The organism is Chondromyces apiculatus DSM 436, from assembly GCF_000601485.1.
GTDB classification, from domain to species: Bacteria; Myxococcota_A; Polyangia; order Polyangiales; family Polyangiaceae; genus Chondromyces; species Chondromyces apiculatus.
This window is the reverse complement of sequence record NZ_ASRX01000013.1, coordinates 141,314-166,992: the sequence shown is the minus strand read 5'-3', so window position 1 is coordinate 166,992 and position 25,679 is coordinate 141,314. Positions and strand designations below refer to the sequence as shown.

The window sequence follows — 25,679 nt, the reverse complement described above, 5'->3', positions numbered from 1 at the left end:
CCGTGGCGCGGCGCACGGCCTGAGCGTCGATCGAAACCGGGCCCCGCGCAATCCCCGCGCGGGTGAGGAAAGCCCATTCACGCGCGCGCGACGTTCGTGCATAGGGGGCGCCGCTTTGCGGGTCCGTCACCAGCAGGGGAGCTTGCGCGGCGTCACGCGCGGCGCCCCGCCCAACGCCCACTCCTCACGCCTTCGCACGAGGTCGATCATGAAGCGGTTCACGTCAGCGCTCGCGCTCGTCACGGCCTTCGCCTGTCCCACGGTCGCCATGGCCGCGGGCCAGAAGCTCTTGATCACGGAGCTCGTCGCGTCGCCCAGCGAGGCGGAGTTCATCGAGATCTACAACCCGGGTCAGACGCCGGTGAACCTCACCAACTACTACGTCGCCGACTACGACGCGTACTACCGCGCGGTGAACGGCGTCGCGCCGAGCAACGCCTCGGACTTCGTGCTCCGGTTCCCCTCGGGGGCCACCATCGCGCCAGGGCAGTACCAGACCATCGCGCTCCGGGGCGCCGAGTGCCTGCGCACCGCGTGCGGCGCGGCGGCCGGCAGCATGTTCACGGGCTTCGGCGTGTACCCCACCTACGAGGTGAACCAGACCAACCCCGCGTACAGCAGCGCGAGCGTGCCCGACATGATCGTGCCTTTCACGAACGCCTACCAGGCCAACGCTGGGCTGACCAACGGCGGCGAGCCCGTGGTGCTGTTCTACTGGGACGGCATGAGCGACCTCGTCTCGGACGCGGACTACGTGTACTTCGGGCCCGGCTCCAGCGGCAACGTGGCCGTCAACAAGACCAACATGTCCATCGACGGCCCTGATGCGGGCACCACCACGTCGACCTACCTGCCCGAGACCGCCGACGCCGCGGCGAGGCACGCGCCCCTGCACGAGGGGACCACGCTCCGCATCTCGTGCCGCATCGATTTCATGGAGACGGGGCAGGTCATGACCGGGAGCAACGGCGTGATGGGCGCCGACGAGACCAGCGAGAACTGGTCCATGACCTGGGACGATTGCGCGACGGCCACCCCGAACGACGGCGACAGGGATGGCGATGGCGTGCGCGACAGCATGGACAACTGCCCGATGATCGCGAACCCCCTCCAGGAGGACGCCGACAACGATGGCATCGGCGACGCCTGCCCCAACGGCAGCGGCACGGGCGGTGGAGGTGCCGGCGGCAACGGTGGCGCCGGGGGCATGGGCGGTGGCGGCAACGGCGGCAACGGCGGCAACGGCGGCAACGGCGGCACGCCAGGCACGGGTGGCATGTCGGGCACCGGAGGCGCTGGAGGGAGCGGTGGCGTCGGTGGCGCGGGTGGCGCGGGTGGCGCGCCCGGCACCGGGGGCAGCGGCGGCGCGGGTGGCGCAGCGGTCGGCGGCAGCGGCGGCACGGGCGGAGATGACGGTGAAGGCGGTGAAGGCGGTGCCGATGGTGACGGTGGTGCCGGGGGTGACAGCTCGTCGACCACGAGCTCCGGGGGCGGTAGCACCCTGAACCCGGGCGGCTCCGGCAACTCCTGCGGCTGCGCGGTTGCGGGCGATACGCGCGGTGGACGCGCAGAGTCCGCGGCGATGCTGCTGCTGGCCGGCGTGCTCTCCCTGAGCCGTCGCCGTGGGCGTGCGGGGTCTCGCCGCTCGGCCTGAGCCGGCGCACCGCGCGATCCAGCCCGCTCGCGGAGGCGGCGGGCATCTGCCCCACGCGACACCCCAGGGGGGCGTGTCGGAACAGGCGCAACAGGCGTCTTGCCTTGCGCGGTCCGGCGCCTACATTCCGCCCCTGGAGTGACGTGATGCCCTCTGCTGCGCCGTTCGATACCCGCCTGGTCGCCACCCGCAAGCTCAGCCCAGGAGTGCGCGAGATGATCTTCGAGCGGGTCGACGGGGCGCCGTTCCTGTTCGACGCCGGTCAGTGGGTGAACCTGGTGCTGCCGCTGCCGGAAGGCGACGTGCGGCGGGCCTACTCGATCGCGTCTGCGCCCTCCAGCACACCTCGCTTCGAGCTGGCGGTGACGCGGGTGTCGGGCGGGCCAGGCTCGGAGTACCTGCACGGGCTGGAGGTGGGCGCCGCGGTGCACGCCATCGGGCCCCACGGGCTCTTCACCCGGGCGCCCCTCGACCCTGCGCCTGCGCTGTTCATCGCGACCGGGACGGGCATCACCCCGCTCCGGAGCATGCTGCATGCGGCGCTGCAGGCGGGCTCCGAGGCGCCGATGTGGATCCTGTTCGGGGCCCGCTTCGAGGAGGACATTCTCTACCGGCAGGAGTTCACCGAGCTGTCCCGGGGCTCGGACCGGATCCGCTACGACGTGACGCTGTCCCAGGGCGCTGCGTCGTGGTCAGGGCGGCGTGGCTACGTGCAAGAGCACGTGCCAGGGCTGCTCGAAGAGCTGTCGGCGAGGAGCCCTGGCGCCCCGCCGCATCTCTACATCTGCGGGCTGGAGCGGATGGTCAGCGCGGTGCGGCAGCTCGCCCGCGGCACGCTCGGCGTGGACCGGAAGCGGGTGCACGTGGAGCGCTACGACTGAGCTCAGGGCCCTGCCGGGCCCCGCCGTGTGCATGAGGGGCTGTGGCTCAAGGGCGCGGCGCTTCCCAGCGCTCGGAGGTCCAGCGGAGATCCACCGGGTCTCCGTTCACGGGGAGATCCACCTCGGTGGACACGAGGCCCGGTGCCGTGCCGGGGGCGCGGGGGACCAGGGCGTCGACGCGCACCCGCACCGGGGGGGCAGGAGGCAGATCCTTCGCGCGCCGCAGCCGCACCGTGGTCTCGGCGGTCTCGCCAGGCTCGATGCGCAGCGAGGCGAGGCCGATCGTGGGCGCTGTGAGATCGGCGGGCTCCTCCTTGCGGGCCGCGCCTGTTCCCCGGAGGAGTTCGGCCTTCACGGGCGCGGTGCCCGACGGTGCGCGCACCAGCACTAGCGTGGCCGCGGGCGGGAAGGGGAGTTCCAGGGCGGCCCGGGCGAGGCGCGCGCCGTCTTCGGGCGGGGTCCCGGCGCGGCCGCGCGCCTCGGCGATGAGCACCTGCGCGACGCGGCCAGAGAGGTCGCCGAGTTCGGCGTTCCCGGTGCGTCCGCCGGTCTGGGCCACGCGCGAGAGCATGCGCAGCGCGACGTCGAGGCGCCCGGCGCCAGCGTGCGCGAGGCCGAGGCGGAGCAGCGCCGCAGGGTCACCGGGCGCGAGCTCTTCGAGGGTGGCGTAGGCCGCGGTGGCCTCGTTGAACCAGCCCTCGTTGCGCAGGCGATCGCCGAGGAAGGCGCGCGCCCACGGGTCGCGGGGAGCGCGCTCGCTGAGCTCACCGAAGGCGCGGCGCGCCTCGGTCTCGTGGCCGACGCGGCGGAGGGCCGAGGCGCCCTCGGCGAGGAGCGTGGCCTCGGCGAAGGGATCGCGCCGGAGCCGGCGGACCTCCTCGGTGAGTTCGTCCTTCTTGCCGAGCGCTTCGAGGAGGCGGAGCAGCCGGAGCCTGAGGCGCGCGTCGTGGGGCGCGAGCTGCAGGAAGCGACGCACCACGGCGAGGCGGCCGTCGTCGCCGCGGGCGGCGTCGTAGCTCTTCTGGAAGGCCTTCGCGGGGTAGGTCTCGTCGCGGATGAGCGCGGCGCGGAGCCTGCGGAGATCTTCGGGGCTCCGCGCCCTGCGCGCGGCCTCGCGCCGGACGAGGGTCGCGGCGTCGGCGTCGCCGGCGCGGTCGAGCTCACGCGCCGTCCCGACGTGGTAGTCGACGTCCTCGCGCTGGTTGAGGATCAGCTCCAGGAGCGCGCGGCGGTCGGACCAGGTGGGGAGCTCACACGCCTGCCGCGCGGTGAGGTAGACCTCGGCCGCGGTCTGGGCGGCACCCTCGTAGGCGGGGTACTTGCGGAGGGTGCGGGTGATCCGCTCCTGCCAGACCCCGCGCCGGAGGGGCAAGGGGATGGTCGAGGTGGGTGAGCAGCGGCGGCCGCGCAGGGTGGCGCGCGGCTCGGGGAGGGAGAGGACGATGTTGACCGAGATGGTCTCGCGCAGGCCGCTCGCGGGGAACGAGAGTCCGGCGATCACCACCTCCACGCAGCGCAGGAGGGCCTCGTCGTTGGAGGCGCCGGAGCCGCGCACGGCGATGTCCTCGGCGCGTCCCTCGCCGTCGATCTTGAGGGACGCGGTGAGGTTGCCCGAGAGATCGGGGCGCAGGGCCGCGCGTGAGTCGCGGCAGGCGCGCACGGCGCTGCTGGCCTCGGTGAGGGTCCGTCGCGCTGCGGTCGCGACGGCCGCCTTGTAGGTGTCGTCGCCGGCGTCGGCGTCGTCCGTGTCCGAGGGGTCGAGCGCGTCGAGGACGTCGGTGAGCGCCCCCGCGGCGCCTCGCGGGGTGGCGAGCGCCGCAGAGAGGCCAGCGGCCTCGGGATCGGAGGCGAGGTCGAGGATGCGCGACCGGAGGGGGGTGGGGACGTGGGTGCGCACGTTCGAGGCGGTGGAAGGGCCGCCGCCGGTGACGAGCGCCGTCCACGGGGTGAGCAGGCCGGCGCGGAGCGCGACGTCGGTCGCTGCCTCGCGGCCCCGGTTGCGGAGCGCGATCTCCTCGACCCGCGCCGCGGCCCAGCGGCGGCGGATGTCGTCTTCGCGGCGCGCCGGCAGGAGGGTGACGTTGCGCCGCTCCTCGTGCGCGCCGGCCGCGTCGCGCCAGCGCAGGGTGATCTGCTGCGGAGGCGCGACGCGGGTGCGGCCCACGGCGACGACGGTGTCCCCGTGGGGGATGGCGCGGGCGACCCGGGGGTACACGCGCTCGACATCGGGGCCGAGGTCGATCTCGACGCCGGCTGCCGCGGGGCGGAGCGCCTCGGCGAGGAGGGCCACCGAGACCTCGGGGGCGTCGGCGGCGTCGGCCATCTCGAGGAGCGGCCCGGTGCCGTGGGTCAGGGCTGCCAGCGCGGCGCGGTTCGCGAGCGGTCCCACGGCCACGGCGCCGAGGCGAGGCGCGCCTCCGGGGCGGCGGCTCAGGCGCGCGGCGATCTCGTCGGCGCTGTCGTCGCCCACGGTGGGCCAGCCGTCGCCGAGGTAGATGACCATCGCGGCGGGCGCGTCGGCAGGGAGGGCGTCGGCCGCCGCTTCGAGGGCGCGGCCGAGATCGGTGGCGCCACCCGGCGTGAGCGCGGCGAGGGCCTCGGTGATCGCCTTGCGCCTCTCGGGGTCGGCGGGGCCGAGGGCTGCAGGGCCGACCGGGCGCGCGTCGGCGTCGGCGGCGATCACGACCACCCTGTCGCGCGCCGACATGCCGCCCACGATGGCGGAGGCGAGCGCGCGCTCGGCGTCGAGCAGCGCAGGGTCGATGCTGGACGAGGTGTCGAGGAGGAGCGCCAGGGTGACGCCCTCGCGGCTCGCGGGGGCGGCGAGCGTCTCGGGCAGCTCGGTGCGTATGAGCAAGGTGTCGCCAGCCTCGTCGTCGGGCTCACCCGAGGCGACGTAGAGGCGTGCCGGCGCTTCCCACGGCGCGAGCTCGACCTCCACCACCAGGTCCGCCGTGGGCCGGAAGTCGGGCCGGCGCAGCTCGACGATGGGGCTGCTCGTGGCGACGGCGCTCTCGGGCGAGGCGGCGCCGCTCAGGGCGCCCGCGCTGGCCGCAAAGCCGGCGCCGACGGAGCGAGGGCGCGAGGGAGAGGCGTCGATGCGCGCGGAGAACTCGCCGATCTGTGGCGGCGTCGCCTCACCGGCGAGGGGGTAGCGGTACTGCACCACCGAGGTCGTCGAGCCCTCGCGGCGCACCGGGGAGAGCCACTCGACGTACCGCACGATCACGGTGACCGTCGCCCCGGGCTGGATGTTCGGGAGGGCGCCGCGCACCCAGCCGTCGCCTGCCCACTCCAGCATCTCGGAGCGCGCGACGGGGGTCTCCTTCCCCCGCTCCGCGAGCGACGGGAAGCCCTCGCTGAGGTACTCGCCGCGCAGGGAGGCGAAGCCGCTCACGATGGCGCCGGGCGGGAGCGCCATGCGGAAGTCGCCGATGACCTCCTCGCTGCCGCCGTTGAAGAAGGTGGAGCGCGCTTCGGTCTCGGCCAGCTCGCCGGTGATGGTGGCGCGGATGTCGTGGGCGCGGAGGGTGAGGGGGGCGCCGATCTCGCCGTCGACGCCGGGGCGGCCCCACAGCTCTCCGACAGCGCGGCGGGGAGCGCCGCGGGCGCCCCAGGGGGCGGAGAGGCCGCCGGTCCAGTCGTCGAAGCCGCGCTCCGGGCCGATCTCGATCTTCTCGCCGCTCACCACGGCGGTCTCGCCCGAGCGCAGGGGCTCTTCGCCCTTGGCCGAGCGCAGGGTCAGCTCGGCGCGCGGGGCATACACGCGGGCGGAGGCGGGATCGGTGCGCCCTCGCTCCACGGCGGCATCGGCGTCCGAGAGGAGCGCGGTGACGCCGCCGAGGACGATCTCGGCGCGGCCGCCCGGGGCTCCTTGCACGAAGACGCGCCCGCGCGCGAGGTCGATGCCGGCGCCCGTGAGGGTGAGCCGGGTGTCGCGATCGATCACGGCGGTCGTGCCGTCGTCGAGGCGCAGGCGCGCGCTGCCGTCGGCGTCGGTCTCGATCACGTCGCCCGGGTGGAGCCGGGTGAGCCGCCGGATCTCGGCGCCACCGACGGTGACCCCGGCGTGAACGGCGGAGAGGTCGGCCGTGGTGGGCGCGAGCGGGCGGCCCTCCGGTTGAGGTCGACCCGCGCGGCCGATGAGGACCACGGTGGCGACCACGATGAGGAGCGAGGCCACGATGGCGAAGAGCCGCGGCCCCGAGAAGAACGGTTCCGGGGGCGGAGGGCGCGGGTCGTCTCCACCTTGCGGCGAGGGGCCTTCGACCCACTCGGCCACGTCGTAGCGCTCGCTGCGCGTCACCTGAAGCCTGCGGCTCACGGCGTCACCTCCTGCACCGATCGTCCCGAGATGGTGAAGCGGCGCGTGGCAGCGCCGTCACGCGTGAACCGCACCGGGATCCGCGCGATCACCTCGTCGTCTTCCGCCTCGTTGAACACCACGGTCAGCACGGCCTCGGCTCCGAGCCTCGCCGCGTGCTCCACGGCATCGGGCTCCAGCCGCACCTCCACGGTGAGCTGGTCGCGCTCGGGCAAGATCGCCTGAGCGATGCCGAGCGTCACGTCACCCTCCGGGGCGGGCATCGGCGCGCCGAGCGCGTTCGTCCAGAGGGTCGGGTGCAGGTCGGGGTGGGCCCAGGTCAGCGTCGCCCGGGTGCCGCGCACCCGTTCACCGCCCTCCCCGGCGCGCACCCGCCGCACCCGCGCGGCGAGCAGGTCGCGCTCGTCCTTGCGACCACCTTCCTGGGCTGCGAGCCGCCCCCAGGCGAGGTAGGTGGCGGCGAGAGCCCGGGCGGTGAGCGCGGGACTCTCGGCCACGTCGGGCGCTCCCGCGGCGCCACCCGCCTCCGTCCAGCGCACGGCTTCTTCGAGCTTGCCCATGCCCTGCGAGGCGGCCGCCCGCAGGAGCGACACGCTCGGGTCGTCGGGCGCGAGCCGCGCCAGCGTCTCGTACTGCCGCGCCGCTTCCTCGTACCACCCGTGCGCCCTGAGGAGATCGCCGAGGTGTCGCCGCGCCGCCGGATCGTCCGGCGCGAACTCCACGATCTCCCCGAAGGTGCGCCGCGCCTCGGCCTCGTCGAGCGCGCGCTGCGCCTCGTCCTTGGTGCGCCCCGCGAGGCGCAGGTACAGCTCGCCCACCGCAGTGCGCACCCGGGCGTCTGCGTCGGGCCGCGCGCGCAGGGTCCGCCCGAGCGTCCGTGCGCCCGCGTCGTCGCCCGCGTCCTCGAGCGCGTCGAGGAGCCGCAGCGCGAGCGCCAAGTCGTCCGGCCACACCTGCACGAACTCCCGCAGCTTCGCGACCTTCGCCGCCGGCGTTTTCGCCTCGGTGAGCGCCTTGCCGAGCAGCCCCGGATCGATGGTGCGCAAGCCCAGGGCCTGGTGCAGCTCCCGCATCTCGGCCGGGGTACGCACCCGCGCCAGGATGCCCCGGTAGAGCAGATCCGCGGCGCCGAGGTCGCGGAACATGACCCGCCAGAGCGAGACCCGGCCCGTGGTGTTCGGCATCATGTCGAGCATCAGCGTCAAAAGGCGCGCACGCTCGCGGAAGGTGGGCGCCTCGCAGTCGGCGAGCGCGCGTCGGTAGACGGAAGCTACCGCGTGCGCGCTCCCCGCCACGCGGCCGAGGCGCTCGCGCCACAGCCCGGCGCGCTCTTCGAGGGGCGCCGTGGCAGCGGCGCTGCACCGGATCGCGACGTGCGGGAGTCCGTCGATCGTGAGCTTGATCTGAGGCCTGGTGGCCATGTTGCTGCTGACTTCGAGATCCAGGACGCTGCGGCGCTGCTTGGCCACCTCTCCGGCCTTGGAGCCGCCGGGGCCACCGAGCCTGCCGCTGCTGCTGCCGTGGCCGATGCCGCCGATGCTTCCAAGGCCGATACCTTCTCCTCGGCCTCCCCCTCCTTCTCCGACGCCGCTGAGGCCGAGGCCGGAGCCGGAGCCGAAGCCGTCTCCGATCTCCGAGCCCCACATGTTCCCGCGTGCCGAGAAATCGCCACCGCTCGTGTCTCCGTCAGCCCTCGTCTCGTCGAGCGCCCCGAGCGTGCCGAAGGTCTGCGCCACCATGTTGGCCTGGTCGGGCGCGGGTTTCTGCTCCGGCTGGGCCAGGGGATCTGCGGGATGGGACGGGATGTCTGCAGCCTTTTCGGCGCTGCCCGATGATGTCGACCCCGTGCCCGGAGGCATGAACGCCGCTCCTCCACCTCGGGTAGCGGGGCGAGGCGGCGCGGGGGAGGGTGCGGCGAGCGTCGCCGTGGGCGCGCTGGCCATCGCCGACGGCGCAGCAGCGACGGGCGCGGCGGGCTCGGCGGGGGGAGCGACGGCGACCGGGGCTGCCTGCGCGGCAGGCGCTTCCTCCATGGCCTCACCCTTGGCCCGGGTCCCCGTCCCACCCTCCAGGTTGTCGGCGCTGCTCGGCATGGCCTCGGCGGACGCCGTGGCGGTGTCGTCCTTGCTCCTGGCGAGCCAGCCGGCGTTCTTCTTCGGCTTCTCCTTGGCGGCTTCCTGCGCGCGACGCAGCGCGAACTCGTTCTGCTCGCTCGCGGTCATCTCGTTGCGCGTGGGCACGTAGAGCGAGGTGACCGGGGTGATGATCCCGTAGCGGGAGCCCAGATCGACCAGCGCCGCGCGACCCACCCCCTCGTCGAGGAGCTGGGCGAGCCGGCCCTCTGCCCAGCGCCGGCGCAGATCGCCCTGGTCCTCGGTAGCCTTGATCTTGAGGGGCATCGTCCTCGTCTCGCCGTCCACGCCCGTGAGGGTGATCTTGCTCGGGGCCTTGCGCCCCGAGAGCCGCCCCACGACCACCGCGCCTTCGTCGGTGACGAGCGCGCCGAGATCCCTCGGGAAGACGCGCTCCACCTCGGGCCCCAGGTCCACCCGCACCCCGAGCCACGCGGGCCGCTCGGCGTGCTCCAGGAGGCGGAGCGCTCCGCGCGCTGCAGCGCTGGCGTCGCCGACCCGCTCGGCGAACGCGCCGCGGGCGAGCCCCTGGAGGATGGCCATGTCCGCCCCGTCACCCACGCCGAGGCTGAAGATGCGGGCCGGGCGGGGCAACTTGGCGAGGCGCTCGCGCAGATCCGGCAAGGTGCGCTCACCGACCGTCGGGTTGCCGTCACCGATGTAGATCACCGCGCCGCGGCGCGTCGGATCGAGGGAGGCCGCCGCTGCGGCGAGCATGGCGCCGAGATCGGTGGCGCCGCCGCGCTCCACCGAGGAGAGCGCGGAGAGGAGCTCCTGGCGGCGCTCCGGGGACACGGACGCGAGTCCGCCTCCTGCGACAGGCCGGAGCGCCGAGTCGCCCGCCCAGAGGGCCATGCGATCGTCCTTGCCGAGGTGCGCGAGGAGCGCAGCCACGGCGGCGCGCCCGATCGCCAGCGAGCCCGTGTCCGTCGCGGCGGAGGCGTCGAGCACCACCGCGAGATCGATCCCTCCCTCCGGGACGCGCACGTCCGAGGCGCGCACGGGGACGAGCACGTAGTCGGCCTCGCCGTGGACGCGGCGCTGGGCCTCGGCGCGCTCCTCGGGGGGCAGCGTCGGGAGATCGACCGTGTGGCGCGCGCTCACACCGTCCGGAGAGGCGGCGCCCTCATCGAAGAGCTCCACCGCGAGATCCGCGCGCGGCGTCAGGTCCTGCGCCCGCACCACCAGGGTGTCCTGCTCGCGTGAGCCCTGCATCCCCACCCGGATCTCCTTGGCGCCTGCGCGGGAGAGATCGATGCGGGCGACGAGCTCCTCGATGACCGGCAAGGACCCCTCCGCGCCCTCGGCGGCCATGGGGTACACGTACATCCGCCGCTCGCCCTTGGCGCCGGTGCGGCCCAGCCACTCCGCGTAGCGCACCACCACCCGCCGCGACTCGCCAGGCCCGATCGGGTAGAGCCGCGCGCGGTACACGCCAGGCGCGTCCCATTCGAGCAGGGCCGGGTCTTCCTTGGAGCCGGCGTACACGTTGGCCTGGTACTGCGCGGCGGCAGCTTGCTTCTCCTTGACGCGGCCCCACACAGTCACGCCGTCGCGGTCGACGCCGAAGCGGTGAAGCGTGGCGTGCTCGGGGGTCCGGAAGCGGTACACGCCCTCCACGGTCTGCGAGCTGGGGTTGAAGAAGATCTCGTCGACCTCGGTGACCGCGAAGTCCCCGTCGATGGTGACCCGCACTTCGAGGCGCTGGATCGCGAGCGGGAAGCGGGGCGCGCCTTGCTCCGAGGGTGGACGCGCGCCCACCGTCCCGACGCCATACGGTGCTGGCTCGGCAGCGCGATCGGTGGTGGCGAGCCCACCCGTCCAGTCGTCCCAGATGAGCGCCGCCGCCGTCTCCGCCTTGGCGTCGGGGGCCTTGCCGCGCAGGGTGAGCCGCTCGCCTGCGGTGGCCCGCGCGGCCCCTCCGCCTTGCGTCCTGACCTCGCCGGCGAGCACGTAGATCTCGGTCGCATCGGCCTGCTTTCCGCCGGGGCTCCCGCCGGACGCCGAGACCTGACCGACGTCGATGCTCGCGCGCACGTGGGCGAGCTGCAGCGGCCCGGAGGGAGTGACGATGCGCTCGACCGTGCCGGCTGGCGTGTCGATGAAGGCACGCCCCTTGTCGAGGGTCACGCCGTCGGCGCGCAAGGTGAGGTCCGCCGGGCCGCGCACGAGGAGCGTGGCGCCTCCGTCACGACGGAGCCACGCGAGCCCCTCGTCCGCGACGTGGATCTTCTCGCCGTCCACCAGCCGCTCTCGCGGGTAGGGGGCGCGTGGCGCTTCGTCGGGCATCTGGACGGTGACGCCGCGGCGCACCGTCCGGAGCTCGGCCCACGTCTGGGTCTTGGGAAGGAGCGGTCGCTCTCCAGGGCTGCACCCGACGGCAATGGCCGCGAGCACGAGAAGCATGACGGCCACGGCGCGCGCAGAGCGCACGCAGGCACGGGTCGACGGCATCGAAAATCCTCCGCGCGTGCAAGACGAGGACGGAGGGAAGAAGTTCTCCCCCCGCGGAGAGGCTACCAAGATCCGGCAAGACAGCGTGGACTGCCCGGGGGTTCCTGGTCCGGCGAGATGCGGAGGCCGCCGCGTGGGGGGTGGTGCTTACGGAAGGGACTCCAGCAGGGGAGGAGCCCTGCAGGGAGAGTGGCGGGGATCAGCCGCCGGGCGGCGCTGCCACGGGTGCGGGGGCGGGCGTGGCCGCAGGCGCGAGGTCACCCGCCTCCGGGGTCTTCGTCGGCGACTTCAGGATGTTGAACTCCACGCGCCGGTTCTTCTGCCGCCCGCCGTTGGTCTTGTTGTCGGCAATCGGCTTGTCCGGCCCGTAGCCCTTGGCCACCAGCCGACCGGCGTCGATCCCCTTGCTCACCAGGTACGTGACCACGGCCTGGGCCCGATTCTGGGAGAGGGTCCGGTTCAGGTCAGCGCCACCCACGTCGTCGGTGTGGCCCGCCACCTCGAGCTTGAAGATCTCGGGGTGCACCTTCAGCACGCTCACCACCGCATCGAGCACCGTGAAGCTCGTGTTGCCCTGGATGGCGTCGCTGTTCGGCTTGAACTCGACCCGCTGCAGGATCTTGATGTCGTCCGCGCCGATCTGAACCAGGCTCGGGCCGCGATCGGGGCACCCGTCCTCGTCCTGGATCCCGTTGAAGTTCTCCGGCTTGTCCGGGCACTGATCCTTGTCGTCCGCGATGCCGTCCTTGTCGCGATCGGGCGTCTCGTCGGGGCACCCGTCCTCGTCCTTGAACCCGTTCTTCACCTCGGGCTGGTCGATGCACTCGTCCTGCTCGTCGGGGATGCCGTCCTGATCGTTGTCCGGATCTGGGCAGCCATCGGTGTCGTCGAAGCCGTCCGTGTCCTCCGGCGCGTCGGGGCACTTGTCGACCGGATCGGGGACGCCGTCCTCGTCCTTGTCCGGGCAGCCGTGGAACTCCTTGGTCCGCACCTTGCCGGCCTGGTCGGGGCACTTGTCGTTCTCGTCGGGGATGCCGTCCTTGTCGCGGTCCGGCACGTCGTCAGGGCAGCCATCCGTGTCGGCGAGGCCGTTGATGACCTCCGCCTGGAGCGGGCACTTGTCGCTCACGTCCGGGATCCCGTCGCGATCGTTGTCGTCCTCGGGACACCCGTCGTCGTCCTCGAACCCATCCTTGTCCTCGGGCTGCGAGGGGCAGTCGTCGTTCTTGTCGTCGATCCCGTCGCCGTCCTCGTCGCCCGGCTCGCTCACGAACGCGATGCCACCGAGCGCGCGGAACGCCGGCACGCCCACCCCCTGGAGGATCCCGGCTCCACCGCCTGCGGTGAGCACCAGGCCCATGCTGAGCGGCTGCACCTGGATGGCGCCATCGACCTCCAGCGAGTTCGTCCCCGTCTGGCCCGAGTTCGAGAACTTGAAGCCCGTCGCGCCGTAGCCCTCGGCGATCACGCGGAACACCTCGCTCACCTTGTAGCCGAGACCCACGCCGTACCGCAGCTCGACCGGGCCGATCTCCGTGGTGCCGAGCCGCTGCGTGGCGGGCAGGATGACGGCCCGCACGTTGGCGCCGAAGCTCAGCGGCCCCGCTGCGCCGTCGAAGATCGCGCGCACGCCGATCCGGACCGGGGCGGAGTTGCCGACGTAGCTGTTCTCCGCGGTGAGTCGGCCGAGCGGCGCGCTCAGGTCGAGCGCGGCACCGATCACCACCGGGTCTTGCGGCTGTCCATAGACCCGCACCTTGCCTTCGAGTGTGGGATCACCGACCGCGAACGCGCCGAGGCCATCCTGTGCGGCCGTCCCCGTCTCCGGGTTGAAGCCCGAGCCGTTCACGTAGGCGAGCGGCACACGGAGACCGATCTGCAGGAACTTGAGAGGGGTCACCGAGCCCATCAGGTTCCACGTGAACATGTCGGAGACCACCGCCACGTCTTCCGTCGCGGGGTTCGGCTGGGAGCACTCCTCCTCGGAGATGCAGCTCCGCACCACGAAAGGGCGGTTGGCGTAGTCGAACATCACGCCTGCGGACCACCCGACCGCGGCTTCCATGCGCGCGCCTTCGACGCTCAGGTAGTTCTTGGATCCCGGCGCGGGCTCGAACCGCTGGACCGAAAACTCCCCCTCGGCCGCTGGTTGCGCGAATGAAACATCGGGGATGAGGTGCACCACGGCGGACACGACCGACAGCAGAGACAGCGCTCTCAGCGTCTTCATCGATCCTCTTTGATCACGATCGTCATTCTTCACTCCCACACGGCGGCCATACCTGGGGCGCTGGTCGACGGAGGCGTGTCACGTGAGCGGGCACAGTATCCGGCGCAGCGTAATCTGGAATCTTCCCGGATCTGTGGGTCATTTCCAAGCGCTCTCGTCGGCGCTCCTTCGACGATGCGGCCTTCGCGCGGCCTGCCGGGATATGGCGGGCGCATCTCCTCCGTCCTTCCTGGGCGAGTACGCCGCGTGGCTCCCTCCCAGGGCGACCGAGACAGCCGCTGAATCGGTCGCCCTCCTCTCTCCTTACTTCGCTTCCCCGCCCCGCCCATTCCTGCAGGCCCCTCGCCGGCAGCATGAGGTCCACAGGGAGGCCGCCCCATGGGGTCAGGCACTCGAAGCCAGGCCCGCCTCGTCTCTCGCGCTCCGCACGTCAGGCCATGTGGGGGCGTTGCCTGCTTGTGGGGCGCCGGGCTCGCCGGGGGCCATGGCTGCCGGGTAGGCCGAGGGTGGGCCGAGCGGCGCCTTGACCACACAGGCCGGGCGTGAGACACCGCCCCCCCGATGCGTCTCTCGTCGCGGTTTCCGGGAATGTCGTGCAGATCGAGCCTCTCCGCCCTTGGCCTGGGTCTCGCCTCCGCGCTGTCGCTCGCTGCCGTGAGCGCGTCTGCTCAACCTCGACCCGCTCCGCCCCCGCAGCCTACCCCCGCTCGGGCCGCGCCTGCTCAAGCCGCGCCTGGTCAAGCCGCGCCAGCGCAGCCCCCGGCTGCTCAAGCCGCGCCCGGCCAGACCGCACCCGGCCAGGCCGCGCCCGGGCAGCCCGCCCCTGCTCAAGCCGCGCCCGGGCAGCCCGCCCCTGCTCAGGCCGCGCCTGGACAGCCGGCCCCCGGCCAGGCCGCACCGGCTCCCGGTGATGCGGCACCGGCGGCCCCCCCGCCCCAGCCTGGCGATCTCGCCGAGCCGGGAGGTGAAGAGGATGTGCCGCTCATGCCCTCGCAACCTGCCGCGCCGCGGGGTCAGCCCGTGGCCACACCGGCAGCCGTGGCCACGGCGCCCGTCGCGACGACCCGCAAGGCTGGCTCTCCCGACATCGGGGCGCGCCCCAGCGACGTCTATGCCGAGGACTGGTGGTCGCATGCGCGCCCCACGTTCGAGGTTCACGGGCTCTTCCGGGTGCGCGCGGAGCTGTTCCACCAGTTTGCGCTCGGTCGACGCGAGGCCCCTGGCTCCGCCCTCCTCTGGGAGCAGCCGCCCGACACCTCGTACGTCGACGTGAACGGCATCCCGCACGCCGTGAGGCTGTGCGGGGACGATCCGCTCGTGGCGAACCAGGAGCCTTGCGAGAACAACACCCACTCCGGCGCGAACATGCGCTTCAGGCTCAACCCCGAGCTGCACATCAGCGACAACGTGCGCGTGCTGTCGCAGATCGATCTGCTCGACAACATCGTCCTCGGCTCCACGCCCGAGGGCTACGCGAACCGCCCCGCCGGGGCCGGATACCAGGTGGTGGCACGCGGCGGCTACTCGCCCGCGGGGGCCTTCGCGAACACCCAGTGGGCGCCCGTCTCCGGAGTCAATTCCCTCTCGGACTCGGTGATGGTGAAGCGGGTCTGGGGCGAGTACCTCACGCCGGTCGGCCTGCTCCGCTTCGGGCGCATGCCCCAGCACTGGGGCCTCGGCATGCTCTGGAACAGCGGCGACGGCCACGACTCCGACTGGCAGACCACCGTCGATCGCCTGATGCTCGTCACCGGCATCAAGAAGTACGACATCTACTTCTCGGCGGCGTGGGACTTCGCCAACGAGGGGGCGATCAGCGCCTCGCCCTACCAGCAGCAGGGCCAGGCCTACGACCTCTCTGCAGAGGACGACGTCGACCAGTTCGTCTTCACCGCGGTGCGCCGCAAGAACCCCGAGCTGCAGAAGCTCGAGCTGGCGCGCGGCAACATGGTGCTGAACGGCGGCGTGCACTTCACCTACCGCAACCAGACCATCGCCAACGACATCAGCACCACGCCTGACGCCGCCGCCGGAGCTTCGCTCGGCCAGACCCCCGCCCAGCTCCGGGACGGGTGGACGCGCCGGGGCGTCGAGATGTTCATCCCGGATCTCTGGTTCCAGTTCCTCTACAAGAAGTTCCGCTTCGAGGCCGAGGCCGCGGCGGTGCTGGGCTCCATGGAGAACACGGCCGTCTCGGGCTCGGACTACGAGAACCTCCTGGTCCAGGACGACAACGGCTGGGGCATCCGCCAGTTCGGCATCACCACCCAGGCAGAGCTCCGCGCCTTCGAGGACCGGCTGCGCGTGCAGTTCAACTTCGGCTACGCCAGCGGTGACGACGACGTCGCCGGCTTCTCGTCGCGGCAAGGCGGCGGGATCCAGCCGCAGCTCACCGCAGACCGGACCTACTCCACCTTCAGCTTCCACCCCGATTACCGCGTGGATCTGATCCTCTGGCGCAACATCCTGCAGAGGGTCCAGGGGGCGTACTACTTCCGCCCCTCGGTCGAGTACGATTTCGCCCGCGACAAGAACGGCCAGCGCCTCGGCGGCGGCGCGGCGGCCATCTGGAGCCGCGCGGCGGAGTTCGCGCAGACCCCGGGACACGCGCGGGATCTCGGCATCGAGCTGAACGCGACGCTCTACTATCAGGCGCGCGACGGGGCGCTCAACGACGACCCGAACCAGATGGGTGGCTTCTACACCATGATGCAGTACGGTGTGATGTTTCCGCTCGGAGGCCTCGGCTATCTGCCGGGGCAGGTCTCCAATTACGGGCAGATCACGGGATCCACCGATCTCGATACGTCGACGGCGCAGACGGTGCGCTGGTACCTCGGTATCCTCTTCTGATCTTCTGACGCCGGCACACCCGTCGCCACTGCGGCCGGTGTCCTGGGAGGGCCTGCCGATGCTCCGCCGCCTGCTCACCGCCGTCACCTTGGTTGCGACGCTGCTCGGCCCCATCGCCCAGACCACGGCGCAGGACAACACGGGCGCTCTCAAGGACCTCGCGACGGCGACCGACAGCCGGCAGCGGGTCGCTGCAGCGCTCGTGCTCGGCAAAGCGACGAACCCCGGAGCGCGCCCCGCTCTCGAGAAAGCCCTCCAGGACAAGGACCCTTCGGTGCGCGCTGCCGCTGCCGCGGCTCTTGGCACCCGGGGCGAGCAAGCCTCGCTCCCCGCCCTCCGGGCCGCGCTGAGCAAGGAAGAGGTCGTCAACGTCCGCACCCAGCTCGACGCCACCGTCCAGCGCCTCGCCAGCAAGGCCCCCGTGCGGTTCCTGGTCTCCCTCGGCAAGGTCGAGAACCGCTCGGGCGTGAAGGACGCGGGTGTGAACGACATCCTCCGCGGCGAGACCCGCGCGAAGGCTGCCCTCATCCCGGGCGTGGAGGTCCTCTCCGAAGGGGTGGATCCCGTGGCTGCGGGCCAGAGCCGCAAGCTGCCTTCGATCACCCTCGACGCTGCCATCACCCACCTCGCGAACGGGCAACAGGGCGGCGACGTCTCCTACGCGGCCAAGGTGGAGTTCCTGCTCCGCAAGCAGCCGGAGCAAGCGCTCAAGGGATCTCTGAGCGGATCGGCCCGAGCGCTTGCAGAAGCCCGCTCGGTCCGTGGTCCTGCGCAGATCGCCCAGCTCCAGCGCGACGCCGTGTCGGGCGCTGTCGAGAGCGCCTTCCGGGGAGCGACCTCCGCGCTGGAGTCCGCCGCAGGTCTGAGCAAGCGGTAGGGAGCTGCGCGGCTGGCGGGCGCAGCTCGCCAGCGCATCCGTCAGCCGTACCCGTCAGCCGTACCCACCAGCGCGCCGCGGTTCTTCGCGGACCGGGGACGTGCTAGACCGCCGTGCCCTTATGTCACCTTCTCAGCCCAACGACTCGGCCCAGATCCGCCGTACGTTCCTGGACTTCTTCGCCCAGCGTGGCCACGAGGTCGTCCCCAGCGCGCCGCTCGTTCCCCAGAACGACCCCACCCTGATGTTCGTGAACGCGGGGATGGTGCAGTTCAAGGACGTGTTCACCGGCAAGGACCGGCGGCCCTACACGCGCGCAGCCTCCAGCCAGAAATGCATCCGCATCAGCGGCAAGCACAACGATCTCGAGAACGTCGGCGTCACCGCCCGGCACCAGACGTTCTTCGAGATGCTGGGGAACTTCAGCTTCGGCGATTACTTCAAGGAAGAGGCCATCGTCTATGCCTGGGATCTGCTGACCAAGGTCTACGGCGTCTCCCCCTCGCGGCTGATTGTCACCGTCTACAACGGTGAGGGAGGCTTCCCGAAGGACGACGAGGCGGCTGCCATCTGGCGCAAGGTGACCGGCTTCGGCGAGGACCGCATCCGCGCCCTCGGCCTCGCGGACAACTTCTGGACCATGGGGGACACCGGGCCCTGCGGCCCGTGCTCCGAGATCCACTACTTCCACGGCGGCGAGCCCGACCCCTCGCGCTTCGGCGAGGAGCCGCGCATCGACGGGAGCGGGTGGACCGAGATCTGGAACAACGTGTTCATGCAGTACGACCGCGCCGAGAAGGACGGCCCCGTCGTCCCCCTCCCGGCCGCGAGCGTGGACACCGGCATGGGCCTCGAACGCATCGCCAGCGTGCTCCAGGGGGTGACCTCGAACTACGACACCGACCTGCTCCGGGGCCTCGTGGACAGGGCCGCGGAGCTCAGCGGCAAGCGCTACACGGGCTCCACCTCCGCCGACGACGTCTCGATGCGGGTCATCGCCGATCACGCCCGCACCTCTGCCTTCCTCATCGCCGAGGGCGTGATGCCCGAGCGCCAGAAGCGCGAGTACGTGCTCCGCCGGGTGATGCGCCGCGCCATCCGCCACGGCCATCGCCTGGGCATCGAGCGCCCCTTCCTCCACGAGGTGGCGCTGGAGGTGGTGCGCCGGATGGGCGACGTCTATCCCGAGCTCAAGGACCGCCGCGAGCTCATCGCCCGCGTCACCGAGGACGAGGAGGTGCGGTTCCGCGCCACCCTCAAGCGAGGCATGAAGATCCTCGACGACCGCTTCGGCGAGATGCGCAGCCAGGGCAAGACGACGCTCCCGGCCGAGGCCGCCGCCGACCTGTACACCACCTATGGCTTCCCGCTCGACCTGACCGAGGTCATCAGCGCCGAGCAGAAGTTCGGCGTCGACGTCGCCGGCGCCGAGGCGATCATTCACGGCGCCGAGGGCGTCGAGGGGCCAATCAACCCGGAAGCCGCCCTCGACCCCGCCTTCCGCGAGGCGCGCGCCCTCTTGAAGGAGCCCGTGGTCTTCACGGGGTACGAGGAGGAGGCCGGTGACAGCGAGGTCGTGGCCCTCATCCAGGTGGAAGGACAGCTCGACCACGCCGAAGGCCAGCCCGACCGCACGAGAGCGCGTCCCAAGCGCACGCTCGTCCAGCGCGCCGAGGCGGGCACGCGCGTGGAGATCGTGGTCTCCCGGACGCCCTTCTACGCCGAGAGCGGCGGACAGGTGGGCGACGCCGGCAAGATCTCGGCAGCGGGTCTCCGCGTCGAGGTGAAGGACACCCAGAAGCCGCTCTTGGGCCTGGTCGTGCACGAGGGCGTGGTGCGCGAAGGCGCCATCGAGGTCGGCCAGAAGGTGCACCTCGAGGTGGACCACGCGGCCCGCACCGCCACGCGGCGCAACCACTCCGCCACCCACGTGCTGCACTGGGCACTCCGCAAGGTGCTCGGTGAGCACGCCCAGCAGAAGGGATCGCGCGTCGGCCCCGATACGCTGCGCTTCGACTTCGCCCACAACAAGCCGGTCACGGCGAAGGAGATCGAGCAGATCGAGGACCTGGTGAACGCCAAGATCCTCACCAACGAGACGGTGCAGACCGAGGTGCTCTCCATGGACGAGGCGAAGAAGCGCGGCGCCATGGCCATCTTCGAGGAGAAGTACGGCGACACCGTGCGCATGCTCTCCATGTCGTCCGAGGTCGTGGAGCTGTGCGGAGGGACGCACGCGAAGGCCCTCGGCGACATCGGCCTCTTCAAGATCGTCGGTGAGGCCGGCGTCGCCGCGGGCGTGAGGCGCCTCTTCGCGGAGACGGGCCTGAATGCGCTCACCCACGTGCGCAAGCTCGAAGGAGACATCGGCCGCGCGCGCCAGGCAGCCAGAGCGACGGGCGGCGATCTCGCCACCAAGATCGAGAAGCTCGTCGCGCACGAGCGTGAGCTCGAGAAGAAGGTCTCCGATCTCGAGCGCCGGCTCGCCGAAGGTGGCGGCCCGGGGCAGGGGAGTGGCGGCGGCATCGACGGCCTCCTGGAAGGCGCCCGGGACATCGGAGGCACCAAGGTGCTCGCGCGGCGGGTGGCCGACGGCACGAGCGGCGCTGCCCTCCGGGAGATCGCCGAGAAGCTCCGCGACAAGCTCGGCGAGCGGTCCGCGGTGCTCCTGGGCTCGGTGGTCGGCGACAAGGCACAGCTCGCGCTGATGGTCTCCAAGGCGGCCACCGACCGCCTCAAGGCTGGCGAGATCATCCGCCCCGTGGCGAAGCTCGTCGGTGGCTCCGGTGGCGGGCGCCCCGACATGGCGCAGGCAGGTGGCACGGAGGTGGGTCAGCTCGACGCCGCCATCGCCGCGGCCTACGCGGAGTTCGAGCGCGCCCTGGGCTGAGGGGTCAGCCTGGCCCCTCTCGGCCTCCCCGTCCGCCCTCCTGCCCATCGTCGTCCCCACGGTGGCGAGCGCGCACCGGGGGCAACGGCTGTGGTGCCCTCGGGGCCGCTGCAGCCTGCCTCCGCGCCGCGCTCCCCTGTACCGCGTGCGCCCCGATCGTCGCGCGCACGATGGGGGGCAAGAACAACGCCTCCAGGTCCACCTGCGACAGCGCCGCGGCCACGGTGGCGATCCGATCGGGCAGCGCAGCGCCCGCGTCCACGAGGATCACCTGCCGACCCCGCAGCGTGCACAGCCCCCCCCGTGGCCTGCGCATGTCGGACAGGTTCGGGTCGAAGTGCTCCATGCGCACCTTGATGCCCGTCCGTGCGGCCGTTCGGGTGAGCTCATCGAAGAGCCGCGAGAGCTCCACCCACCCAGCGTATCGTCTCTGCGTCTCCCGCGCCTCCTGCGTCTGCCGCCTGCACGATTCGTCTGCACCGCGCAGCTCAGACCCTTCCCCTCACACCTTGGCCACCCACTTTCATTGACGGGGTAGGATGAGCGTGTTAGGAGCCGGCATAGGTCCGCGCGTTCGGCCGAGTGGGAGCGACTGTGCGCTTCCCGGCTGCGGTGGGGAAATCCCGCGAGTTCCGTTCTGGCATGGGCCTTGGCCCGTCAGCTACGGGCGGAGTGGCCGCGCGGGGGGCACCGAGGAGCGCACCGTCATTCGGAGCGCTCAAGGGACGAAGATAGATGACATTCACGGATGCAGCCGCCGAGGTTCTTCGCCTTGTCGGAAGACCGCTTCACTACAAAGAGATCACCGACATCGCGATCGAGAAGAACCTCCTCAGCCACGTGGGCAAGAGCCCCGAGGTGACCATGGGGGCGCGCCTCGCGGCGATGCTGAAGAAAGAATCACCCGACAATCCTCTGGTTCGCGTCAAGCCGGGCGTCTTCGCCCTCCGGGACTGGGACGAGCGGACCATCCGGACGGGGCTGGAGAAGAAGGGCAAGAAGGCTGGGAAGGTCGAGGAGGCCTCGAAGCCCCTCAGCGACGTGGACGCAGAGCCGGAAGTGAGCGGCGACGCGGAACTGGAGAGCGAGCCGGAAGAGGCCGACGAGGCCGACGAGGCTGTCGAAGCCGTCGAGGCCGTCGAGGCCGAGGGACACCCGGCGGTCCCCGCTGACGACGAGACCGACGAGGTGCTCGTCGCATCCAGCGCCGATGAGGCTGACCAGGCAGATGTCGGCGACAAGGCCGAGGAAGGCCTCCCCGCCGACAGGCCCAGCGCGCACCGTGCCGCTGCCGTGCCGGCGCCCTCTCCCTCGCGCTCGTCGCTCTCCTACAGCGAGGAAGACGAGGACGCCGAGCCCCCGGGCCCGGACGACGCGATGCGCGCCGAGGCGGTCGCGGGCGCAGCGGAGATCTTCGACGAGGAAGACGACGACGATCAGCCCATCCTCGGCGGCGACGATCGGGGCGCCGCGGGCGGGGAGCAGGGAGAGGGTCGTCGTCGTCGTCGCCGCCGCCGCCGCGGTCGCAGCGGTGTCGAGGCGGGACCTGCGGGCAATGGCGGTGGCCTGCCGGCGTACACGGCGACCCCCGTCGAGGCGCGCCCGACGGAAGCACGCTCCAGCGAGGGCCGTGGCCCCGGCGAGGGCCGTAGCTCCGAGGGACGCGGCGAGGGCCGTAGCTCCGAGGGACGCGGCGAAGGGCGCGGCGAAGGGCGCGGCGAAGGGCGCGGCGAAGGGCGCGGCTTCGAAGCTCGGAGCTTCGAGGGTCGTGGTAGCGAAGGCCGTGGCTTCGAGGGTCGTGGTAGCGAAGGCCGTGGCTTCGAGAGCCGCGGCGAAGGCCGTGGCTTCGAGGGTCGCAACAGCGGCCGTGAGTCTGCGGTGACGATGGAACCCGCCTTCCGCCCCCAGGTCATCGAGCTGACCGGTGGTGATGGCCACGCCCTCGACGACCTTGCAGGCCGCGACCTCGCGGAAGCCGTGGCGTCGCTCCTCGGAACGTTCGACCGCAACGCTGGTGCCGTCTCGCTGCGGCAGATCGCGGAGATCGCGCAGCGCCGCGGCAAGCTCCAGGGAGACGCCCAGCTCATTCAGTCCCAGATCGCCGCGGCCGTGCGCGCGGACAACGCGCGTCGCACCGCTGCCGGCAACCGGCCTCGCTTCCGCTTCACCGCGGGCCGCATCGCCCTCACCGACTGGGTCCTCTCCGGCGAGCTCGTGCGGCTCGAGCAGGAGGCCATCGCCGCCGTCGAGCGCTACCGCGAAGCCGCGCGTCGGGCCTTCATCCGCAAGCTCTCCGAGCTCCCCGGCCACGCCTTCGTGGAGGTTTGCCTCCTCGCCCTGGAGCGCGTGGGCGTGAGCCAGATCCGCGCGATCCGTCGCGCTGGTGCTCCCGGGAGCGAGGCCCACTTCTCCGGCGTCCTCCGCCCCCTCGGCGGCGACGAGATGCGCATCGCCCTCATCATCCGGCGCGACGGCCGCGAGATCGGCCGCGAGAAGGTCACCGAGCTGCGTGGCGCCCTCCACCATTACGGCTCCGCCATCGCGGGCTGGCTCCTCACCGCGGGCCAGACCCTCTCGGGCGCCCGCGAGGAGGCCGCCGCTCCGGGCACCGCCCCGATCGCCCTCTACGACGGCGTCGCCATCGCGCGCCTCTGCGAGGAGAACGACGTCGCCGTCGTGCGAGCCCGCCTGCCGATCGCCATCCCCGACGTCGATCTGCTCGAAGCCCTCCGCGCTTCCTGAGCTGCACCTACCCGCCCATCGGGGACGCCCATCGAGGACACCCATCGGGGACGCTCATCTGGGACGTCCATCGCGAACCACAACGTGCCCGTCAGCGTCCTCGCCCTGCCCATCTGCTTCGCCGGTTGACGTCACCGGCGATCCTTGCCAGCGTCCTGCCGCATGCGTGAACGCGCGATCTGTTGCGCTGCGACCCTCCTCGCCGCGTTCATCACCGGCTGCACCTCCGTCAGCCCACCCCGCTCGCAGTTCCCCACGGGCGACGCGCTCCTCGACCGGATGGAGGCCTCTGCCGCGTGCGTCAACGGCGTCCAGGGGACCGCGAAGATCGATCACTTCTCGCCACACGGACGCATCCGCGGCGAGGTGTACATCCTCGCCGTCAACCCCGACCGGGTCCGCTTCGACATCGTCAGCCCCTTCGGCGCCAACCTCTACACCCTCACCTCGAACGGCTCCGTCTTCCAGCTCCTCGACGTGAAGGAGAAGCAGTTCCTCCACGGCCCGGCGAGCGCCTGCAACCTCGCCCGCCTCACCCAGGTCCCCGTCCCGGGCCACGCCCTCGTCTCGCTCCTCCGCGGCGAAGCGCCGGTCCTCGTGCACACCCCCGCCGAGACCTCTCTCCGCTGGGATGGCGACGGCTTCTACCGCCTCTCTCTGGGCAGCACCCGCGACGCCAGCGAGGAGATCCACCTCGGCGTTCACCCCGACGATTTCGACAAGCCCTGGGCACAGCAGCGCATCCGCGTCCTCGACGTCCGGGTGACCCAGCGCGGCGTCGACCTCTATCACGCCGAGTTGAGCAACCATCGCCCCATCGCGACCGCCCCGCCTCGCGAAGATCCCGATGGCATCGATCCCCCCGTGCCTCCGATTGGCGGCGCGTGCCGGGCCGAGATCCCCCACTCCATCCGCATGCGCGCCCCTCACACCGAGGACGACGTGATCTTCCAGTACAAGGACGCCAAGTGGAACCCGCCGATCATCGCCGGCAGCTTCCGGCAGCCCGTCCCGGGTGGTGTATCCCGACGCTTCGTTGAATGTCGTGACTGATCAGCCTTCCGGGTGCAGCGCCACCTGCGCCTCCCGGCCCACCTTCAGGCGCTGCCGGCTCCCCTCGTCCAGCAGCTCCAGCGTGTACTTCTCGAGCGTCTCCGCCCGGTGCGACGACGTGTGCTCCGCGAAGATGCGCTGACGCGCCCTCTGCGCGATCGCCAGCCGCTCCGAGTCGAACGTCTCCCGCACCCTGCGCACCACGTCGTCGGTCGAGCGCACGAGCAGGATCTCCCGGCCCGGCTGGAAGAACGCCTCCAGCCCGGGCCATGGATCCGTCAGGATGGGCGTCCCGCACGCCGCCGCCTCGAACAACCTCACGCCGGGAGACCATCCGGATTCGACCATGTCCCCCCGGGTCACGTTCAGCGTGAACCGCTGCGCATTGTAGAACGCCCGGTGCTTCTCTGGCGTCAGGTGCTCGAGCTGGTGCACGTTCTCGGGCCACGCAATCGACGCCGGGTACTGCGACCCCGCCACCGCGAACCGCCCCCTGCGAAATCGCCGCGCCGGTTCGAGCAGCAACCGCTCCAGCACCTGCTGCTTCTCCTCCGTGTACGTCCCCAGATACCCCAGATCCCACCGCGGCTCTGCCGGCTCCGGGTGGTACATCTCCGGATCGACCCCGCAATACAGCGGCCGCGCCCGCTGCGCGCCGTACTTGCGCTCCAGGAGCGACAGGGTGGGCCCCCCTGTGAAGGACAGGTAGAGATCGTACCGCCCGATGAGCTGTGGCGTCAGGCCGGAGTGGTCGCCGAGCGCCAGCTTGCGCAGGGTCACCGGGGTATCCAGGTCATAGAAAGCCGCCCTTCCCCGGGCCTCTTCCGTGACCCACGCCCCGACGAGCGCCCCCTCGGGCACACCGGACCCCACCACCACCAGCGCCGCCTCGCGCACCGCCTGCGCGTACCGATCGCGCAGCTCGTCAAGGCTCCTGTACAGCCCTACCTCTGCATACGGAGGCCGCCGCAGATCCCGGTGCTGCTCGTGGCAAGGGAGATCCCGCTCCAGGAACAGCAGGCTGTGCCCTCGCGCCCGCAGGCCCCGGAGGAGCGCCCGGTAAGCCGAGGCATGGCCATTCCCCCAGGACGAGGTGAGGGAGAGTCCGAGAAAGACATAGCGGAGGCTCTTTGTGCTCATGATCTCGCGCAATCGGTCGAAGGTTGAGGTTTGGTACGGGAACCGCGCTTCGACGTGGCGGTCCGGCTCGGGCCCGGTGGAAGGGCGCCGAGGTGCCAATGTGCGCGGCTTTCGTTCACCAGAACGTGCCGCTCCTTCGTGACGCGCTGCCGACGGAAGGCGGGGCAGCGTGCGCGCGTCACCGTGGTGATGAGACCCCTCCAGGGCGTCGCCGTGAGATGCGGCCACGACCTGCGCAGGTCGATTAACATGTCGATAATCTCCACGCAATCTCGGGCAGCCCCGGCGCTTCATTCATTCGTCGTCATCCGCGCCGCTCCCGGAACTCGTCATACAGAAATGCCCGACGTCTCACCCTGACGACGCGTAAATCAGTCCACGCACGCTCTCCGCGCCGCGCATTGCTGCTGGACACACGGAGATGCCGGGCCCCCTGCGGGTATCTAGCG

General features: G+C 71.8%; 12 protein-coding genes. 7 read left to right on the top strand and 5 right to left on the bottom strand.

Annotated features, from left to right (window positions below; all coding sequences use genetic code 11):
- Positions 1-208: 208 nt before the first annotated feature.
- Together CAP_RS44120 and CAP_RS09565 are read left to right on the top strand one after the other, a co-directional pair.
- Positions 209-1,654: a lamin tail domain-containing protein gene (locus CAP_RS44120; RefSeq protein ID WP_052374629.1), complete on the top strand. Its 1,446-nt coding sequence runs from the start codon at positions 209-211 to the stop codon at positions 1,652-1,654.
- Positions 1,655-1,800: 146 nt separating this feature from the next.
- Positions 1,801-2,535 (top strand): ferredoxin--NADP reductase, encoded by a 735-nt coding sequence (locus tag CAP_RS09565; RefSeq protein ID WP_044238825.1) that lies wholly within the window; start codon positions 1,801-1,803, stop codon positions 2,533-2,535.
- A 46-nt stretch (positions 2,536-2,581) separates the two neighbouring features.
- On the opposite strand, the gene CAP_RS09560 is transcribed toward CAP_RS09565, so the two are convergent.
- The 3 genes from CAP_RS09560 to CAP_RS44115 form a co-directional block, all read right to left on the bottom strand.
- The gene (locus tag CAP_RS09560; RefSeq protein WP_044238820.1) at positions 2,582-6,859 is read right to left on the bottom strand and encodes a VWA domain-containing protein; all 4,278 of its coding nucleotides are present in this window, start codon (positions 6,857-6,859) and stop codon (positions 2,582-2,584) included.
- Entirely contained in the window at positions 6,856-11,445 is a 4,590-nt protein-coding gene (locus tag CAP_RS09555; protein WP_044238817.1) for a VIT domain-containing protein, read from the bottom strand. Before CAP_RS09555 ends, CAP_RS09560 begins: the two co-directional genes overlap by 4 nt.
- Before the next feature lie 199 nt (positions 11,446-11,644).
- Complete coding sequence (locus tag CAP_RS44115) at positions 11,645-13,675, bottom strand: OmpA family protein (protein ID WP_052374621.1); 2,031 nt, start codon at positions 13,673-13,675, stop codon at positions 11,645-11,647.
- A gap of 984 nt (positions 13,676-14,659) precedes the next feature.
- Between CAP_RS44115 and CAP_RS09545 the strand changes: the two genes are divergently transcribed.
- From CAP_RS09545 to alaS, 3 genes are all read left to right on the top strand, one after another.
- On the top strand, positions 14,660-16,528 hold the full coding sequence (locus CAP_RS09545) for a TIGR04551 family protein (protein WP_231511258.1): 1,869 nt from the start codon (positions 14,660-14,662) through the stop codon (positions 16,526-16,528).
- A gap of 58 nt (positions 16,529-16,586) precedes the next feature.
- Positions 16,587-17,405, top strand: a complete 819-nt coding sequence (locus CAP_RS09540) for a HEAT repeat domain-containing protein (RefSeq protein WP_044238811.1) — start codon at positions 16,587-16,589, stop codon at positions 17,403-17,405.
- A 121-nt stretch (positions 17,406-17,526) separates the two neighbouring features.
- Positions 17,527-20,295: an alanine--tRNA ligase gene (gene alaS / locus CAP_RS09535; RefSeq protein WP_044238808.1), complete on the top strand. Its 2,769-nt coding sequence runs from the start codon at positions 17,527-17,529 to the stop codon at positions 20,293-20,295.
- A 4-nt stretch (positions 20,296-20,299) separates the two neighbouring features.
- On the opposite strand, the gene CAP_RS09530 is transcribed toward alaS, so the two are convergent.
- Positions 20,300-20,707: a hypothetical protein gene (locus CAP_RS09530; RefSeq protein WP_231511256.1), complete on the bottom strand. Its 408-nt coding sequence runs from the start codon at positions 20,705-20,707 to the stop codon at positions 20,300-20,302.
- Positions 20,708-21,030: 323 nt separating this feature from the next.
- Here CAP_RS09530 and CAP_RS09525 point away from each other — a divergent pair, with 323 nt between their 5' ends.
- Both CAP_RS09525 and CAP_RS09520 read left to right on the top strand, forming a co-directional pair.
- Complete coding sequence (locus CAP_RS09525; protein WP_044238806.1) at positions 21,031-23,037, top strand: HTH domain-containing protein; 2,007 nt, start codon at positions 21,031-21,033, stop codon at positions 23,035-23,037.
- Positions 23,038-23,199: 162 nt separating this feature from the next.
- Entirely contained in the window at positions 23,200-24,090 is an 891-nt protein-coding gene (locus CAP_RS09520) for a LolA family protein (protein ID WP_044238804.1), read from the top strand.
- Here CAP_RS09520 and CAP_RS09515 read toward each other — a convergent pair whose 3' ends face one another.
- Positions 24,091-25,230, bottom strand: coding sequence for a CgeB family protein (locus CAP_RS09515; RefSeq protein ID WP_044239013.1), 1,140 nt, complete (start codon positions 25,228-25,230; stop codon positions 24,091-24,093).
- Between the last annotated feature and the right edge of the window lie 449 nt (positions 25,231-25,679).

Bases quoted from the DNA above. Each gene is read 5' to 3' on its own strand.
- CAP_RS09540 (WP_044238811.1), top strand. From the start codon at position 16,587: ATGCTCCGCCGCCTGCTCACCGCCGTCACCTTGGTTGCGACGCTGCTC.
- CAP_RS09555 (WP_044238817.1), bottom strand. From the start codon at position 11,445: ATGCCGTCGACCCGTGCCTGCGTGCGCTCTGCGCGCGCCGTGGCCGTC.
- alaS (WP_044238808.1), top strand. From the start codon at position 17,527: ATGTCACCTTCTCAGCCCAACGACTCGGCCCAGATCCGCCGTACGTTC.
- CAP_RS44120 (WP_052374629.1), top strand. From the start codon at position 209: ATGAAGCGGTTCACGTCAGCGCTCGCGCTCGTCACGGCCTTCGCCTGT.
- CAP_RS44115 (WP_052374621.1), bottom strand. From the start codon at position 13,675: ATGAAGACGCTGAGAGCGCTGTCTCTGCTGTCGGTCGTGTCCGCCGTG.
- CAP_RS09565 (WP_044238825.1), top strand. From the start codon at position 1,801: ATGCCCTCTGCTGCGCCGTTCGATACCCGCCTGGTCGCCACCCGCAAG.
- CAP_RS09525 (WP_044238806.1), top strand. From the start codon at position 21,031: ATGACATTCACGGATGCAGCCGCCGAGGTTCTTCGCCTTGTCGGAAGA.
- CAP_RS09515 (WP_044239013.1), bottom strand. From the start codon at position 25,230: ATGAGCACAAAGAGCCTCCGCTATGTCTTTCTCGGACTCTCCCTCACC.
- CAP_RS09545 (WP_231511258.1), top strand. From the start codon at position 14,660: ATGCCCTCGCAACCTGCCGCGCCGCGGGGTCAGCCCGTGGCCACACCG.
- CAP_RS09520 (WP_044238804.1), top strand. From the start codon at position 23,200: ATGCGTGAACGCGCGATCTGTTGCGCTGCGACCCTCCTCGCCGCGTTC.